The 16,960-nt window shown below is 55.0% G+C and carries 14 protein-coding genes; 5 read left to right on the top strand and 9 right to left on the bottom strand.

Annotated features, from left to right (window positions below; translation table 11 throughout):
* Positions 1-38: 38 nt before the first annotated feature.
* The 7 genes from Q8W24_RS11455 to Q8W24_RS11425 form a co-directional block, all read right to left on the bottom strand.
* Positions 39-752 (bottom strand): electron transport complex subunit E, encoded by a 714-nt coding sequence (locus Q8W24_RS11455; RefSeq protein ID WP_303434568.1) that lies wholly within the window; start codon positions 750-752, stop codon positions 39-41.
* The gene (rsxG, locus tag Q8W24_RS11450) at positions 752-1,420 is read right to left on the bottom strand and encodes an electron transport complex subunit RsxG (protein WP_303434567.1); all 669 of its coding nucleotides are present in this window, start codon (positions 1,418-1,420) and stop codon (positions 752-754) included. The genes Q8W24_RS11455 and rsxG overlap by 1 nt, the downstream gene beginning before the upstream one ends.
* A complete protein-coding gene (rsxD, locus tag Q8W24_RS11445; RefSeq protein ID WP_305475350.1) occupies positions 1,420-2,466 on the bottom strand; it encodes an electron transport complex subunit RsxD in 1,047 nt (348 codons plus the stop codon). The genes rsxG and rsxD overlap by 1 nt, the downstream gene beginning before the upstream one ends.
* Positions 2,466-4,784: an electron transport complex subunit RsxC gene (gene rsxC / locus Q8W24_RS11440; protein WP_305475349.1), complete on the bottom strand. Its 2,319-nt coding sequence runs from the start codon at positions 4,782-4,784 to the stop codon at positions 2,466-2,468. Before rsxC ends, rsxD begins: the two co-directional genes overlap by 1 nt.
* Positions 4,781-5,401 (bottom strand): electron transport complex subunit RsxB, encoded by a 621-nt coding sequence (rsxB, locus tag Q8W24_RS11435; protein WP_303434564.1) that lies wholly within the window; start codon positions 5,399-5,401, stop codon positions 4,781-4,783. Before rsxB ends, rsxC begins: the two co-directional genes overlap by 4 nt.
* Positions 5,402-5,423: 22 nt before the next feature.
* On the bottom strand, positions 5,424-6,005 hold the full coding sequence (gene rsxA / locus Q8W24_RS11430; protein WP_303434563.1) for an electron transport complex subunit RsxA: 582 nt from the start codon (positions 6,003-6,005) through the stop codon (positions 5,424-5,426).
* Positions 6,006-6,109: 104 nt separating this feature from the next.
* Positions 6,110-6,346: a hypothetical protein gene (locus Q8W24_RS11425; RefSeq protein WP_305475347.1), complete on the bottom strand. Its 237-nt coding sequence runs from the start codon at positions 6,344-6,346 to the stop codon at positions 6,110-6,112.
* 167 nt (positions 6,347-6,513) lie between these two features.
* Here Q8W24_RS11425 and Q8W24_RS11420 point away from each other — a divergent pair, with 167 nt between their 5' ends.
* Positions 6,514-6,882: an META domain-containing protein gene (locus Q8W24_RS11420; RefSeq protein ID WP_303434562.1), complete on the top strand. Its 369-nt coding sequence runs from the start codon at positions 6,514-6,516 to the stop codon at positions 6,880-6,882.
* A 15-nt stretch (positions 6,883-6,897) separates the two neighbouring features.
* Here Q8W24_RS11420 and Q8W24_RS11415 read toward each other — a convergent pair whose 3' ends face one another.
* Complete coding sequence (locus Q8W24_RS11415; RefSeq protein ID WP_305475345.1) at positions 6,898-9,567, bottom strand: nitrate reductase; 2,670 nt, start codon at positions 9,565-9,567, stop codon at positions 6,898-6,900.
* A 1,008-nt stretch (positions 9,568-10,575) separates the two neighbouring features.
* Between Q8W24_RS11415 and nirB the strand changes: the two genes are divergently transcribed.
* Together nirB and nirD are read left to right on the top strand one after the other, a co-directional pair.
* Positions 10,576-13,137 (top strand): nitrite reductase large subunit NirB, encoded by a 2,562-nt coding sequence (nirB, locus tag Q8W24_RS11410; RefSeq protein WP_305415669.1) that lies wholly within the window; start codon positions 10,576-10,578, stop codon positions 13,135-13,137.
* 11 nt (positions 13,138-13,148) lie between these two features.
* A complete protein-coding gene (gene nirD, locus Q8W24_RS11405) occupies positions 13,149-13,493 on the top strand; it encodes a nitrite reductase small subunit NirD (RefSeq protein WP_305415668.1) in 345 nt (114 codons plus the stop codon).
* 80 nt (positions 13,494-13,573) lie between these two features.
* Here the strand turns inward: nirD and Q8W24_RS11400 are convergent, their stop codons facing one another.
* The gene (locus Q8W24_RS11400) at positions 13,574-13,816 is read right to left on the bottom strand and encodes a hypothetical protein (protein WP_305415667.1); all 243 of its coding nucleotides are present in this window, start codon (positions 13,814-13,816) and stop codon (positions 13,574-13,576) included.
* Between the two features lie 429 nt (positions 13,817-14,245).
* On the opposite strand from Q8W24_RS11400, the gene Q8W24_RS11395 reads away from it, so the two are divergent.
* Both Q8W24_RS11395 and Q8W24_RS11390 read left to right on the top strand, forming a co-directional pair.
* Entirely contained in the window at positions 14,246-15,010 is a 765-nt protein-coding gene (locus tag Q8W24_RS11395) for a hypothetical protein (RefSeq protein WP_303434558.1), read from the top strand.
* A 3-nt stretch (positions 15,011-15,013) separates the two neighbouring features.
* Positions 15,014-16,018: an AraC family transcriptional regulator gene (locus Q8W24_RS11390; RefSeq protein ID WP_305415666.1), complete on the top strand. Its 1,005-nt coding sequence runs from the start codon at positions 15,014-15,016 to the stop codon at positions 16,016-16,018.
* Positions 16,019-16,960 lie beyond the last annotated feature (942 nt).

The raw sequence follows: 16,960 nt of genomic DNA, 5'->3' as shown, positions 1-16,960 counted from the left end.
CACGGACGGAGCCGGGCCCTGCGGTGATATTGTGTGGGTCAGCCGATCTTGCCGGTCACTCGTACCCGTTTGCCACCGACTTCCGTTGGTGCCTTGGCCGCTTCTGCCGCCGCTTTGATACGGCCATCAATGATGTTCTTCACCGCAATCAGCAAGCCCATGGCCATAAAGGCACCTGGTGGCAGAATTGCAAACAGAAAATCCGGATAATCGCTGAACAGCTCTATTTTCCAGTGTGCGGCATCCGCTCCAAACAGCAGCTGCATATTGGAGAAAATCACACCCTGACCCAGTATTTCACGCATGGCACCCAGCACCACCAGGACGGCGGTAAAGCCCAACGCCATCATAAAGCCGTCGACGATGGAGGGAAGGATAGGATTTTTGCAGGCAAAGGCATCAGCGCGGCCCAGAATCGCGCAGTTGGTGACGATCAGGGGAATAAAGATCCCCAGCACCTGATACAGCTCGTAGGTAAAGGCTTGCATCACCAGTTCGGCGACCGTGGTAAAGGAGGCGATAATCATCACAAAGGCAGGCAGCCTCACCGCATCCGGTACGTGGTTACGAATCAGCGAGACCGAAAAGTTGGAGCCAATCAGCACCATCATGGTGGCCAGGCCAAGGCCCAGGGCGTTCACAACCGAACCGGTCACCGCCAGCAATGGACAAAGGCCAAGTAACTGGACCAGGGCCGGGTTGTTGTTCCATAAGCCGTCGAGGGAAATATCCCGCAGGGATTTGGTAGCCATTAATGATTCTCCACACGGCTGGCCGATGCAGGCAGCGGATAGCTCAGCAGTTGGGTTTGGTGTCGTTCGAAAAACTGCAGCGCGTGTTTGACCGCAGTCACGACCGCTCTTGGGGTAATGGTGGCACCGGTAAACTGGTCGAAATCGCCGCCGTCTTTTTTGACGGCCCAGGCACTTTCTGCTGGGGATAGCAATGACTTGCCGTTAAATGCCATGACCCAGTCGGATTTTTTCAGGTCGATCTTGTCACCGAGTCCAGGGGTTTCGCGGTGGCTGATTACCCGTACGCCAGCAAGGCGGCCATCGGCATGAATACCAACCAGCAAGCCGATCTCCATGGTGTAACCGTCTGGCGCGACCACCGGCAAAATCACGGTCGTCACCTGTCCCTGGTGGCGCGCCAGATGAATACTGGCATCGTCGGGGAGAGGGCCTAACAGCCGGGTATCAAAGTTCCGGTTTACGCTGATCACGTCGGTGAGCAGGTCATTGTCGTATTGGTTGGCCGGGATGATTTCGTTGAGCGCACGGGACTGCGCCAAACGCATGTTATGGGCAATGCGGTCGGCTGTACCGACCTGGGCGATGGCGATGGCACCCGCGGTGACGATGGCAAACAGTCCCAGGCCAATGGCATTACGCTGAATGGAAGCCAGTAACTCTTTCATTATTTGGCCTCCGGTTTTTTCAGGCCGCGATTGGCCTTGGCATGACCATAGGTGCGTGGCTGGGTGTAGGCATCAATAAAGGGAGCGGCAAAGTTCATCAGCAACACGGCAAAGGCCACCGCGTCGGGGTAAGAGCCCCAGGTCCGGATGATATAGAGCAGAATCCCGATGCCGGCGCCGTAGATCAGTTTTCCCAGTGGCGTGGTAGCCGCTGATACCGGGTCGGTGGCAATAAAAAAGGCTCCCAACATGGTTGCGCCACTGAGCAAGTGCAGTGAAGCCGGGGTGTACATATCGGCGTCCCATCCCAGTATCAGTGAGCACAGCGACAGTCCGGCCAGCATGGCCACCGGAATATGCCAGGTAATGATACGTCGCCAGAGCAGCACCAGACCACCGGCCAGAAAGGCCAGATTGACCCATTCCCAACCACCGTTCAGCCAGCCATTAAAGGTGGTGTCGGTCAGGACTTCTGTGGCCGTTTTATTGCTGATCAGGTGCTTGTAGCTATCCAGCGGTGTGGCGCCGCTAAAGGCGTCGGCACTGCCACCGGCAAAAATTACTGACAGGGCATCACCCAGCCCGGTAACGGAAGCTCCCATCTGGCTGGACAGTGCCCAGTTGGTGGTCATCTGCAGTGGAAAGGAAATCAGCACCAGGGCGTAACCGATCATGGCCGGGTTAAACGGGTTGTTGCCCATACCGCCGTACAGCTGTTTGGCGAAGATAATCGCAAACGCCGTGGCCACCAGGGTGATCCACCAGGGGGCCAGCGGTGGCAGCGCCAGGCCAATCAGTACCCCGGTGAGCAGGGCGCTGTTGTCTTTCAGGAAGAACATCACCGGACGTTGACGAATCCGGAGTATCAGGGCTTCGGTGGCGATCGCGAACAGTGCCGCCAGCACCACGTTAATCAGTGTGCCAAAGCCGAACAAGGCGGTCATTACCGCCAGCCCTGGCAGGGTGGCCAGAGTGACCGTCAGCATCACCTTTTGGGTGCTGTTGTTACCGTGTGCGTGAGGGGAAGAAAGGGTCATCAACGCCATTAGTCGGTTCCACTTGTGGTAGTCGTTTGGCTGGCCGTTTGCTCCAGCTCAGCCAGCTGTTGAGTCAGGGCGTTGAGCTTGTCCTGCTGTTTGTTAACACCCAGAGTCAGGGCATCGACGGTATCCAGTTGTTGCTCTCGGGCCATGGCCAGTCGTTCCTGTGCCTTGTTGAGGCGGTCTTGGGCGGCACGGATTTTTTTACGTACTGCGTCGGCCTCTGCGGAGGACTGGCTGCTGGGTTCGGTGCTGTCTGTGTTTGTCGCTACCGACGCGCCGGTTACGGCTTGCCAGGCGGCCTTGGCTTCATCAACTCGCTGTTGCTGTTTGACGATGCCGGTTTCCAGTGCTGCGACCGTATCCAGACCTTGAGCCTTGGCTTCTTCCAGTCGCTTGATGGCGGCATCCAGGCGTGCCTGGGCGGTTTCCCATTTGCGTTGCAGCCGTTCCGGGCTGTTGGGGTCGCCCTTGTCGGGGCCGGCGGCGGTATCTGTCGCGGCTGCCGGTTGCGCCTTGAGGGCTTTTTTCTCGGCGGCAATGTCTTTGGCCAGATCTTTCATCCGTGTCTGGGCCTTGACCAGTGCACTTTCCAGGGCTGCTACCTTGGTTTGCTGGTCTTCGTCCCCGGCGGACAACGCTTGTTGTGCGGCCGAGAGTTTTTCTTTGGTTTTGCTGATCGCGGTCTGGGCGGCAGTCAGCTGCTTTTGTAGTTTTTCCAGCGCTGGCGAGGTCAAGGCCGCCGCCGCTGGGCTACTGCTTGAGCCACCACTGGCGGCGGGAGTGGCTGAAGCACTGTTCTCCGCCGCGGCAGCGGCTTTTTTATTGGCTGCTGCCAGAGCAGCGGCTTCGGCCCGGGCCTTGCGTTTGGCTTCTTTTTCAGCCGCTTCACGCTCTTGTCGAGCCAGGCGACGTTCAAACCGTTCACGGGCCTGTTCGGATTTTTGATGGGCGGCGCGTTCTTCACGAATCGCCCCTTTGGCGTGGCGGTAATACTGCACCAGCGGAATCTGGCTGGGGCAAACATACGAGCAGGCACCACATTCAATGCAGTCAAACAGGTTGTGCTGTTCGGCCTTGTCGAATTCTTCTGCCTTGCTGAACCAGTACAATTGCTGTGGCAATAATTGGGCTGGACAGGCCAGAGTACACATACCGCAACGAATACAGGCCATGGCGGCTTCGTTAACGGGCATTTCTGTCACGCTGGGGGCTAACAGGCAGTTGCTGGTTTTGACCAGCGGCAGCGAGTCATCCGGCAGGGTAAAGCCCATCATCGGGCCTCCCATAATGACGCGTGGCAATGGCTGTGGCTGATAGCCGGATAACTGCAACAGGTGCGATGCCGGTGTTCCCAGCATGACGTCCCAGTTGCCGGGATCACTGACGGCGTCACCGGTGACGGTGGTGATGCGGCTGATCAGTGGTTCGCCATGGTAAACCGCACGATAAATGGCGCTGGCGGTGCCGACGTTCTGGCAGACGATTCCCAGGTTGGCGGGAATGCCGCCAGAGGGTACTTCCTCGCCGGTCAGAATCTGGATTAACTGTTTTTCACCACCCGACGGGTATTTGGTCGGAATGGCAACGATACTGATCTGGCTGGACTGGTCGAGCGACTGGCATGCGTTGTTTAACGCGGCAATCGCTTCTGGCTTGTTGTCTTCGATGCCTACCAGACAACGCTGGGCACCCAGAATATGTAGCAATACGCGGATACCATGAATCACCTCGTCGGCCCGTTCACGCATCAACATATCGTCGGCGGTGATATAAGGTTCACACTCCGCGCCGTTGATGATCAGGGTATTGATCGGGCTGTTGCCGTTATCGTCACGTTTAACGGCCAGTTTGACCGCGGTCGGAAAACCCGCGCCACCCATACCAGCGATACCGCAGCCACGAATACGCTCAACCAGATCACTGGCGGCGATATCTTCAAGAGACGTGACCCCCAGTTCATCCAGCAGGCTTTGGTGCTCGATCCACTGTTCCTGGCCATCCGGCTCGATGATCAGACAAAGCGCGGTCAATCCAGAAGCATGGGGAACCGGCCGGTCTTCAATCGCCACCACCGTACCGGAAGTGGGCGCATGCAGGGGCACGCTGACAAAACCATCTGCGTGCGCGACAAGCTGACCTTTAAGCACGCGTTCACCGACAGCAACGCAAGGCACTGCCGGTGCGCCGATATGTTGGCCCAGTGGCAGCGTCAGCAGGGCGGGCAGTGGTGCAGGGCGAATCGGTGTGCGGGTGCTTTGCTGTTTGTTTTCTGCCGGGTGAATGCCCCCATCAAAGCTGTGCAGCTGAATCTGATGGGTCATGCGGCTTGTCCTTTGTGGTCATTACTGCTGGTGTCGTGGGTATTGGGCTGACGATCGGTTGCAATCAACTCAACCCCGGGGGTGGGTGCTTGCCAATACCAGGTGTTGGTCGTCGGTGTTAACGGCACCATATCGATGCAGTCCACCGGGCACGGCTCAACACACAAATCACAGCCGGTACATTCTGTTGCAACGACGGTGTGCATTTGTTTGGCGGCACCAATAATGGCGTCTACCGGGCAAGCCTGGATACACTTGGTGCAGCCGATACATTCGGCTTCACGAATAACCGCGACGGTGGGCAGGGCTTTTTCAGCACCGTGTTCGGCATCCAGTGGTTCTGGCTCGACACCAAGTAAATCCGCCAGAGACTGAATCGTACCCTCGCCACCGGGAGGACACTTGTTGATTTTCTCGCCGTTGGCAATGGCTTCGGCGTAAGGCTTGCAGCCAGGGTAACTGCACTGGCCACATTGGGTTTGCGGCAGCAGGTCGTTGATCTGGTCAACGATGGGGTTGCCTTCAACCTTGAAACGTACTGCCGCAAAACCAAGAATGGCACCAAAAATCAGGGCCAGAATCGCCAGTACGGTTACTGCAATCAGAACTGTTGTCATAGTAGTGCCTTGTTCGTTCCGGTCAGATGCTGACCAGGCCGGTGAATCCCATAAATGCCAGTGACATCAAACCGGCGGTGACCATGGCAATGGCCGACCCCTGAAAAGGTTTGGGTACATCCGCGACCGCAATACGTTCACGCATGGCGGCAAACAGCACCATAACCAGAGAGAAGCCAACCGCAGCGCCAAAGCCATAAAGGATGGATTCAACCAGACTGTTATCGCGTTTGATGTTCAGCAAGGCGACGCCCAGAACGGCGCAGTTGGTGGTAATAAGGGGCAGGAATATACCCAAAACCCGATACAGCAATGGGCTGGTTTTCCGAATAGCCAATTCGGTAAAACCGACAACGACGGCAATCACCATAATAAAGCTGATGGTTTTCAGGTATACCAGCTCCAGTGGCACCAGCAGGAAGGTGTACACCAGATAACTGCACAGCGAGGCCAGTGTCAGCACAAAGGTGGTTGCGGCACCCATGCCGATGGCGGTTTCCAGCTTGTTGGAAACGCCCATAAATGGACACAAACCGAGAAACTGTACCAGTACAAAGTTGTTTACCAGAATGGTACTGACCAGAATCAGTAAATACTCGGTCATGCAGTGGTTGCTCCGCTGTGATTAAAAAGTAGCCAAGCCTGAAAATCAGGGGGCGTATTATCCCAAACTTCTATTATTTCCCTCAAGTATTAAAAGGGATAGTTTTAAGTTGTTTTAGGAATAACCTTAGAGGTGGTGATCACTTTCGGGCACAAGAATGACACAAAAGTATCACGCATCCGTCGTTTGGGCTGAACTGGAGTTCCACAGGTCTGCTTGCGATGTTGGCTCGACGTACCCTCGATATACCCCCCCGACACTGTTGCCTCAACGGCATGGGCGCTGATTTGATCATGGTCGCGGTTATATAATCCGGATATTTTCTGGATGGTATCGGTCATAATCGGTCTTTTCAATTTACTGACAAAAGGTATCGGGAGTCGCTGTGAAAACGATCGTTAGGCTATGTTCCTCAATAATAATGGTTGCCGCTTTGGGGGCTTGCAGCAGTCAGAGTCCAGTCCCTGCCTCTGTCAGTAACGATTCCACGGCTGGTCAGCAAGACGCTGTGGCATCGGCGTCAACCAGTCTGGCATCGGCGCTTGAATGGCAGGTGGAGGATATTAACCAGGGCGGCATCATCGATTACTCCATGATTACCGTGAATTTTGGGATGGATGGCCAGGTGAGCGGTTCCTCCGGCTGCAATCAGTACTCCGGGCGCTGGCAGCAGCTGGATAATGGTGATATCCGTTTTGATCAACTGATCAGTACCCGCAAAGCCTGTGCTCCGGCCCTGATGATGCAGGAACAGAGATTTTTGGCGGCCTTACAGGGAGCCAGTCAGTACCGCTGGTTACATGATACCTGGCTGCTCTTGACCGATGACGAGGGTCGGGCATTACTGAAGCTGATTCCCAAATCGACCAAAAGCTGAACAAGGTCGTCCAGATTAACTGCACTCGCTGTGGGTGTCTTGAATCAGGGCCTTCAGTTCTGGTACACAGCTGCCACAGTTGGTGCCACATTTCAGCGTGTCACCCAGTTGGTCAGCGGAGTGACAGCCACTGCGAATAGCGTCACGAATGGTGTTTTCACCAATACCGAAACAGGAGCAGACAATACGCCCCTGATCAACGACACCTTCTAGGGGGCGTCCGGCCAGCAGCGCTTTACGCTCCGTAATGGTCAGGCTGGTCTGGGCAAACTGTTCCACCAGCCACTGGCGGGTGCCAATGGCCTGATCCTGATGAACAAACAGTACCAGCGCCAGTTGTTGATCCACAATCGCCAGTAGCCGCATATGTTGGGTGTCCGGGTCATGCAGGGTCAGCCATTCGGCGTCGGGGAGTTGCTGTTGTGCCCAGTCTTGTATCTGTTCAAGAGGCTGGTTACCGCCGATTTCATAGCCGTGACAGCCGTCGTTGAGGCCGTACACCCAATAGTCACAAGGAACGGCGCCGAGGTCATGGCGGCTGAGTATCATGCCCTGCCAGGCGGTCGGGAAAGGTTCGGCTTCGACACCGGTGTATTTCAGTTCTGGCTGGCCGGAAAACGGGTCACAGCTTTTATCGATTAATACGCCCATGCGGGCGGCGCTGGCGTAGCGGCTGGTCCAGTGCATCGGAACAAAGATTTCTCCCGCTCGCTGGTTAGTGGTGATATTGGTGCGCAGCAGTATTTTCCCCCGGTGATTACTGATGCGGGCCAGGGCACCATCGACCAATGTCAGGCGCTTGGCGTCGTCTGGATGAATATCTACATAAGGTTCCCGAATATGTTGCGCCAGTCGGGCTGATTTTGCCGTGCGGGTCATGGTGTGCCAGTGGTCGCGTACCCGGCCGGTGTTCATGATCAGGCTGCCATCCTGATGGCGGGAGGCGGGCAGTGCCGCGGTGATTGCAATAAATTGGGCCTTCTGGCTGGGGGTGTAAAACCGCTGGTCGTCAAAAAAGCGTTTGCGGCCTTGTGGGTACTGGCGATTGACCGGCCATTGTGTGGGGGCCATGGCATCGTACTGGCTCCGGCTCAGGCCGCTCAGGCCAGACAGGTCGAGGTCGCGTTCACCGTTATTTTCAAAGCCGGTCAGGCGGCTGTATTCGTCAAAAATCTCGGCTGGGTGCTGGTAGTCAAAGGCTTTTTCGAATCCCAGGCGCTGAGCGACCTGGGCCAGTATCCACCAGTCCGGTTTGGCTTCCCCGGCAGGGCTCAAGAAACTGCGCTGGCGGGAGATACAGCGTTCGGAATTGGTGACGGTGCCGTTTTTCTCTCCCCAGCTGGCGGCGGGTAATAACACATGGGCGGCGGCCGTGGTGTCGGTATTGGCCATGCAGTCAGAGACGACCACCAGTTCGCAACGGGCCAGGGCGGCCTTGACGTCATCGGCATCCGGCATGCTGACCAGCGGGTTGGTGGAGATGATCCAGAGGAATTTGATATCGCCGCGCTTGACGGCATCAAACAGCTCAATGGCTTTAAGGCCCGGGCGAGTGGCAACGTTGGGAGCCTGCCAGAAGCGCCGTACCCGGTCGACCTCCGGGGCAGAAAAATCCATATGCGCTGCCAGCTGGTTGGCCAGACCACCGACTTCACGGCCGCCCATGGCATTGGGCTGCCCGGTGACGGAAAAGGGAGTGGCGCCGGGTTTGCCGATCCGTCCGGTGGCGAGGTGGGCATTAATAATGGCATTACCCTTGTCGACGCCGCTGCTGCTTTGGTTAATGCCTTGTGAAAAAACGCTGACGGTTTTGGCGGTGCTGGCAAACCATTGAAAAAATGTTTCCAGATCGTGCTTGTCCAGGCCCAGTTGTTGGGCGCATTCCTGCAATGAGTCCGGGGTGCTGTCGCGCGCTGCTTGTAATGTACTGGCAAAGCCTTCCGAGTGTTGCTGGATAAAATCATGGTCGAGGGCATCGTGATCACTCAGCCAGCACAGCAGGGCGTTAAACAGCAGGGCATCACTGCCTGGACGAAGCGATAACTGCAAGTCGGCCAGGTCAGAGGTGGCGGTGCGGCGTGGGTCAATGACCACTACTTTCATCTCGGGGCGGGCCTGCTTGGCGGCAGCGATACGTTGAAACAGAATCGGATGTGCCCAGGCGGCATTGCTGCCGACCAGAATCAACAGGTCGGCTTCTTCGAGATCGTCGTAACAGCCGGGCACGGTATCGGAGCCAAAAGCCCGCTTGTGGGCAACCACGGCAGATGCCATGCAAAGGCGGGAATTGGTATCCAGGTTGCTGCTGCCGATAAACCCCTTCATCAGTTTGTTGGCAACGTAATAGTCTTCCGTCAGGATTTGTCCGGCCGCATAAATGGCCACGGCATCCGGGCCGTGATCATGGATGACTTGCTGCATTTTGTCGGCCACCAGATTGAGGCTGTTGTCCCAGCTGGTACGTTTACCCAATACCGTGGGATAAAGCAGCCGGTCAATCTGGTCGACGGTTTCATGTAATGAAGACCCTTTGACGCACAGGCGGCCAGCATTGGCAGGATGTTGTATGTCACCGGATACCGGTGAGAGCACATTGCCATGCTGACGGACGGTTACGCCACAGCCTACGCCGCAATAGGGGCAAGTGGTGTGGGTAATGCTGGCGGTGCTGTGAGTCTGGGTCATAAGGGCTTTCCAATACGCAAAAAAAAAGCGCCCACTGACATAAGTCAGTGAGCGCCAATGCTCTGTTTGCACAACAGTAAAACAATGATGAGCGGTACCTACGCTGGTACCGGCAATGCACATGGTCGAGCCAAAGCGTCGACAGATTTCAGAAAGTAAACATTCAAGAAAAATGCCAACGGCTGTCTGATCATTCTGAATTGCCAGAAATCGTGATGCTTGTGGCGCGTTTGGTGAGGTGTGAAGAAGCGGCCTATGGGGGACATCCATTTAATCCTGCACGGCTCTGCGCGAGAGTTGCCGTTGTTCAGGGCAAGGCGACGAATGCAGCGAAATGACGAGTCCTTTTCAAATTCGTCAACACCGCACTGGACGGCGGCAACCCGCGCCCTTCGGGGGCTGCCGGATGATCTCGACTCGGTGTCGCCGACTTTTGACTTGACCCGTCAGGCCTGCAAGTCGGCTTCGTGATTCGAAACCATCCGGTAGCCCAGAGTGAGCACCGGATTAAATAGATGCCCCCTATGGGTCAGCCGGCTGGGGTTCCGGCGGTTGATAGAGGAGAAAGCAGGGAATACGAGGGTAGAAAAGAGGCGGCGGGGCAGTGGTGCCAGATATTGCTGGCTGACAAGCCAATCAGGGAGAATTCTTGCACGCTCATGGCGCATTTGGGGTTGTCAGTGTTTGCTGATGGTGCGAGACAAGGTGTCTGATTACGGGAAAAGGAGGGTGCGGGGGCGCTGTATCGGGAGCTGTTTATGCTGATCACTACAACCATGATGCAGGAGAAGGTCGGGTGTTCAAGCACTCACTATGCGGATTGCAGGTGGCGGTGCTGCCAGCAGGCGGGCTACTGGGTTATGAAGACAGCAGGTCGTTATTATGACTTGGCACCCTAATTGCTGTCTCGGATTGATGCCTTTTTTTGCAATGGAGCAAAAAGAAGGTCAGAGCAACGACGCACACAGGAGACACATATCCGTATGATGAGATAGAGAGATTCCCCTCATGAGCAAGAAACGCGTCGTCGTTGTTGGCAACGGCATGGTCGGTCATAATTTTATCAACACACTGGCCACCTCAGAACATTCCTCCGAATTCGATATTATTACCTTCTCAGAAGAACCGCGTCTGGCCTATGACCGGGTGCAGCTGAGCAAGTATTTCTCCGGCTCCAGCGCTGAAGACCTCGCCTTGACCACCGAATCTGACTACCAGTCCCAGGGTGTTATTTACACGCTGAACGACAAGGTGGTGGAGATTAATGCCCACGAAAAAACCGTTACCACCGCCAGTGGCCGCAAAGAAGGCTACGACAAGCTGGTACTGGCAACCGGTTCCTATCCGTTTGTGCCGCCGATTCCCGGTAAAGACCAGCCTCACTGTCTGGTTTATCGCACTATTGAAGATCTGGAAGCAATTTCTGCTGCCGCCAAAGTCAGCAAGACCGGTGTGGTTGTGGGAGGAGGCTTGTTGGGTCTGGAAGCGGCCAATGCCTTGAAAGCTGCCGGCCTGGAAACCCATGTTGTCGAGTTTGCCCCACGCCTGATGGCGGTGCAGCTGGACGAAAGCGGCGGCAAGCTGTTACGGCGCAAAATCGAAAGCCTGGGTGTCCAGGTACATACCGAGAAAAACACCAAAGAGATTGTGGCCGGTGAAGAGTGCCGCTATCGCATGAATTTTGTGGACGGTACCTTTCTGGAAACCGACATGATTTTGTTTTCGGCCGGTATTCGCCCGCAAGACGAACTGGCGCGCCAGTTCAATCTTGAAATCGGTGAGCGCGGCGGCATCGTTATTAATGATTATTGCCAGACTTCGGCAGACGATATTTACGCCATTGGCGAATGTGCACTGTGGGATAACAAAATCTATGGCTTGGTCGCTCCGGGTTACGCGATGGCCAAGGTGACGGCGGGGCATATTGTCAGCCAGCTCGTAACCCATGAACCGGCCACCAGCGCCTTCCAGGGTGCGGATATGAGCACCAAGCTGAAACTGCTTGGAGTTGAAGTCGCTTCGATCGGCGATGCCCACGGCCGCACGGCCGGGTCGCACAGTTATGTGTTCAGTGACGATGTCGCCGAAGTCTACAAGCGACTGGTGGTTTCTGCGGATGGAAAAAAACTGCTGGGAGCCGTGTTGGTTGGGGATTCCGAAGCCTACGGTACCTTGTTGCAGCTGATGCTGAACGACATGGATATTCCCGGTAATCCGGCAGCCTTGATTCTGCCTGCAATGGATGGCCAGGAAGCGGTTGGGCTGGGGGTGTCGTCCTTGCCGGATACGGCCCAGATCTGCTCCTGTTTCGACGTTAGCAAAGGCGATATCAGCGAGGCGGTGCAAGGCGGTTGCTGCACCATGGGAGATATTAAAAGTGCCACACAGGCATCAACCGGTTGTGGTGGGTGTACGGCGCTGGTCAAGCAGGTGATGGATGCCGAGCTGGAAGCATTGGGCGTCGAAGTGAACACCGATATTTGTGAACACTTTGCCTACACCCGTGTTGAGTTGGCCGATATCGTCCGGGTGCAAGAATACACGACCTTCCAGCAGGTGCTGGAAGGCCATGGCAAGGGCCACGGTTGTGAAATCTGCAAGCCCGCGCTGGGCTCGATTCTGGCGTCATTCAACAACGAATACATTCTCAAGGACGAGCACATTGGCCTGCAGGATACCAACGATATTTTCCTCGGTAACATGCAGAAAGACGGTACCTACTCGATTGTTCCGCGTATTGCCGCTGGTGAAATTACTCCGGAAAAGTTGATTGTTCTGGGGGAAATCGGCCGTGACTACGATCTGTACACCAAGATTACCGGTGGTCAGCGGATCGATCTGTTTGGCGCACAACTACATCAGCTGCCAGAAATCTGGAAAAAACTGGTGGATGCCGGTTTCGAAACCGGCCATGCCTATGGCAAATCACTGCGAACAGTGAAGTCCTGTGTGGGCTCTACCTGGTGTCGTTATGGCCTGCTGGATTCGGTGTCGATGGCTGTTGCTCTGGAAGATCGCTACAAGGGGTTACGCTCACCGCACAAGATCAAGTTCGGTGTTTCCGGGTGTACCCGTGAGTGTGCTGAAGCCCAATCCAAGGATATTGGTGTGATCGCCACCGAAAAAGGCTGGAACCTGTACGTCTGCGGTAACGGGGGGATGCGTCCTCGCCATGCCGATCTGTTTGCGACCGAGCTGGATGATGAAACCCTGGTTCGTTATATCGACCGGGTGCTGATGTTTTATATTCGCACCGCCGATCGCTTACAGCGTACATCGGTCTGGCTGGAAAATCTGGAAGGAGGGCTGGACTACCTGAAACAGGTGGTGATTGACGACAAGCTGGCCATTGCGGATGAGCTGGAAAACGGCATGACGAAAGTGGTGGGTACGTACCAGTGCGAGTGGAAAACAACCATCGAAAGCCCTGAAAAAATGAAGCGTTTCCAACATTACATCAATGCCGATGCGGCAGACGATAACTTGCTGTATGTCCGTGAGCGGGGGCAGCGCCGTCCGGCCACCGATGTTGAACGTATCGAACTCGTTGATTTGAATTCTGGCAAATAAGGAAAAATCCCATGACTCAGTGGACTCAGATTTGTGCGTTGACCGATATTGCCCCTGATACCGGGGTGTGTGCCTTGCATCAGGGAGAGCAGGTGGCGCTGTTTCGTCTTGGCCAGACTGAACAGGTGTTTGCAATTGGCAATTACGACCCGATAGGCAGAGCCAATGTGTTGTCTCGTGGCATTGTTGGCTCTATCGGTGAGCGCTACGTAGTGGCTTCGCCGCTGTACAAGCAGCATTTTGATCTGGCGACGGGGGAATGCCTGGAAGATGACGCAGTAACGGTCAAGGCTTATCCGGTTCGTATTGCTGCAGGACAGGTCGAACTCGCGCAGGGAGCGTCGTTGTCCGTTTAGCGGATTTGTCCATATCGGTGGCTCTGTCCATGTCCGTTATCGCGGATATGGACAGAGTCAGCATCGTTATGGCAGTGGTATTAGCGGTGGTCTTCCTTGTAATCTTTACTGCTATGTGACTTCCCGTCATGTGCCTTGCCATCATGACTGTGGCCACCACTACCACCGTGATGAGGGCCTGCGCAAGCTGCCAACATAACGGCCGTTACCATGGCCAGTGCCACATTTTTGTATTTCAAACGCATCGTAAATTCCTCTGGTTGTGATAATGCTGGTGCAATCAGCTTCCCGATCCAATCAACAGACCGGCTGGCCTGTCTCATGGTTATTCCTGCGAATGTGTCTGTCTCGATTGATTCTATTCTCACCGCGTAAGGGTTAATGACAGGTTAAGAATGCGCCAAATCATTACCGGTGTGCGACGACTGGTGCAATGATTGTGTTTTGGTTACTGACAGGCTAACCCTCCAACCGCACAGAACAGGGGAAAACTCCCGCTATGGCAGAGCACCCTGGCTTGTTATGAGTTGAATATCATCGGAAGGTTCGGTCAACGATACCGCCGCACCGATGAACCTGGGATCGCAATGTCGTGATAATCTCGTCGAGTATTGCATCTTGCCGTCGATGGGCGGGGAGTCATTTATGGATAAACCGGGTCTGTATCGGGGCGCCATGCAGATGAGCCACCTATCCGCTTTGGTTATACTGGCGATGACGGTGATTATTGACATAACAAGCAGGAGAAAGGAATGAAGAGCCCACTGGGTCTCGATGCAGACTTGCCGGTGATGGATATCGTGCAGGAGTCACTAGGATTGTTGTGGGTCAAGCGGGGCATTGTCAGCGCTCGATTCTTGCCGGTGATGCTGTTGTTGGCGGGGCTGGACTGGGTCAGTAGTACCTGGATGTCGGAGTCTCATCTATTCGGGCAGCTGGGGTTTATGCTGGTCTCCATGTTGTTGGGCGTTGTGTTTGCGACAGCCTGTCATCGGATGACGCTGATGCCGGAAAAAAGTCTGGTTCAAAAAGGCATCTGGCGTCGGGAAGAGTGGCGTTATCTGATGCGATTGATGCTGATGGGGCTGGCGACTTCGGTTGTGATTACGCCAATAGTAATACTGTTTGCATTGCTGCAAGTGCAGCAAATGATGGTGCTGGGGGGGGCGCTTGCCATTATGACGGGCTTGTATGTGAGTGCGCGGCTGGCGATAACCTTGCCTGAAATCGCCGTTGGCCAGACCACCAGTTTCCAGCGAGCCTGGAAGCTGAGCAAGGGTAACGGTTCGCGGCTGGTCATGGTGGTGTGGATTGCGCCGCTACTGATCAGTGGGCCATTCCTGCTGCTGTTTTTACTGGACAATACCTTGCTGAATTATCTGGCCGCCTTTGGTTCTTATGTAACCAGCCTGATCTCGTTGGTGATGATGTCGTTATCCTACCGTTTTCTGACGTCGTTTGAGTCGGGGAATGATCATCCGGTCGTGTCCTCTTCGTCGGATGGCTTTGATGCCTGAATCATGAAGCTGGGAGATCTGTCCGTCGCCTATGTCGAATTACTCGCCCGTGCCGCCCGGGCTGAGGGGGTTGATCCGACAGCCGTGCTGGAAGGATATCAGTTACCGGCCTCGCGGCTGGCGTTACCCGGTAACCGCGTCAGTATTCCGCGCTTTATGCGTGCTGGTCATGCCTTGATTGAGGCGTCGGCAGCTCCCTGGCTGGGGCTGCGTATGGGGTCGTTAACAGGGCCTGCCAATCTGGGGCTGGCGGGTTTGATTGCTCACAGTGCATCAACCTTGCGTGAGGCCTGCGAAGCGCTGGTGCGTTATGAATTATTGTTCAGCTTTAATGCCCGTGGTCGTTCGGCATTTGTGGTTGAGCAGGGGCGAGGGCGGCTACAGTTTTATTCGATCAGCCCCTATAACGAGTTTAATCGTTTTGTTGTTGATTCGGTGCTGGTGGGCTGGATGAACGTGTTGAACCAGGCCTGTGGTGATCAGCTTGTGGCGTCGCTTTGTATTGAATTTGAGGCTCCGGATTATGCCGAGGCCTATGGCCGGTTTGTGCCATGTCCGGTGCAGTTCGGTGCGGGGTGTAATGCGCTGGTGCTCCGTGATGGCGCCCTTGAACGAGTGTTGAGCCATCCTTGTGCATCCCAGTTTCGTTATCTGTGTGATCTGGCTGAAGCCGAATTACTGCAAGTGCGGCATGGTTTGTCGATGGCAGAGCAGGTGGCTCGGGCGATTTCGCCATTACTCAAGGGCAAGACACCGGAGTTGGCGGATGTGGCGGCGCAAATGGGGAAACCCGGCTGGACGATCAAACGCTTGTTGGCGGCAGAAAATACCTGTTTTCAAGAGGTCTTGAATGAGGCAAGGCGGGAATTGGCAACGTGTTATCTGAGAGAAACGCCGTTGACCATGGGGGAAATTGCTTATTTAACGGGGTTTGGTTCAGCAACTGCCTTCCAGCGTGCTTTCAAACGTTGGACGAATGAAACACCACGCCAGTATCGGCAGTTGTAACCGGGACTTACATTTCTACGGCGTCATCGACGTCGTCATCGTACTCGTCGTAGCTGGTATCTAGCAGCTCATCTGTGTAATCCGACATATCTTTCTCCTTTTCCTTTATGATCAGCTCTTTTTAGCTGACTCGAACTATGCCTCTGCAATCAGAAGCGACTTATTGTTGTTTGTGGTACCAATTACCAAGCAGCTGGTGTGCCAAAATCCTTTCGACACTCTCTGCTTGTTGTATAAGATGCACTGAAACCGCGAAGGTTCCGTATTGCCATCTCTTCAAGCAGGGCTGACGTTAGCTTTTGTCTGTGACAAGTGCATGACTCGTTTCACAGAAAGGCAGTTTTATCAGACTGGTGTCATAAATAACCACATGGGCTTGTATCCCCGGGTTTTTGGCGTGTTGTTACCAGTATCAAGTGACCAGGACGACGATGGGCTCCTCAGGCACAGCTGCCAGCGATGTGGCTGGTTCGGCTATTACTGAAGGTGAACGGAAGCACTCTGATTGCCGGGTATGACTGACCACAAGCGACTGTAACCGTCGGTTGTCAGCATCAGGACCGGGTGACGCACAGGGTCACGGCGCTACTGCTCAGGCAGTAACCAGCGTCAAACAGACTAGATCAATAACTAAAAAACGAGGCGTAGGCAATGCAGGCGGTAGCAGTATTCCAGCGGACATGGCCGGTGCTATTGTGCCCGAGAAATCATTCTGTCTTTTGAGGGAAGCAACGGTAAACCGTTTCAGAGAAATCGTATTTGCGGGATGAATCGTTTATTGCAGGTAAAATAGTAAAGCTGACGAACCAGAGAGACATTCAGATCGTATGATCCATGGTCTTTCCATTTCCTTTTACATCGGAAAAGATGGCGGACTGGACGGGACTCGAACCCGCGACCCCCGGCGTGACAGGCCGGTATTCTAACCAACTGAACTACCAG

Origin of the sequence: Oceanobacter sp. 4_MG-2023, from assembly GCF_030689165.1 — a bacterium.
In the GTDB taxonomy this organism is placed as follows: Bacteria; Pseudomonadota; Gammaproteobacteria; order Pseudomonadales; family Oceanobacteraceae; genus Oceanobacter.
This window is presented reverse-complemented; position numbering and strand designations above follow the sequence as displayed.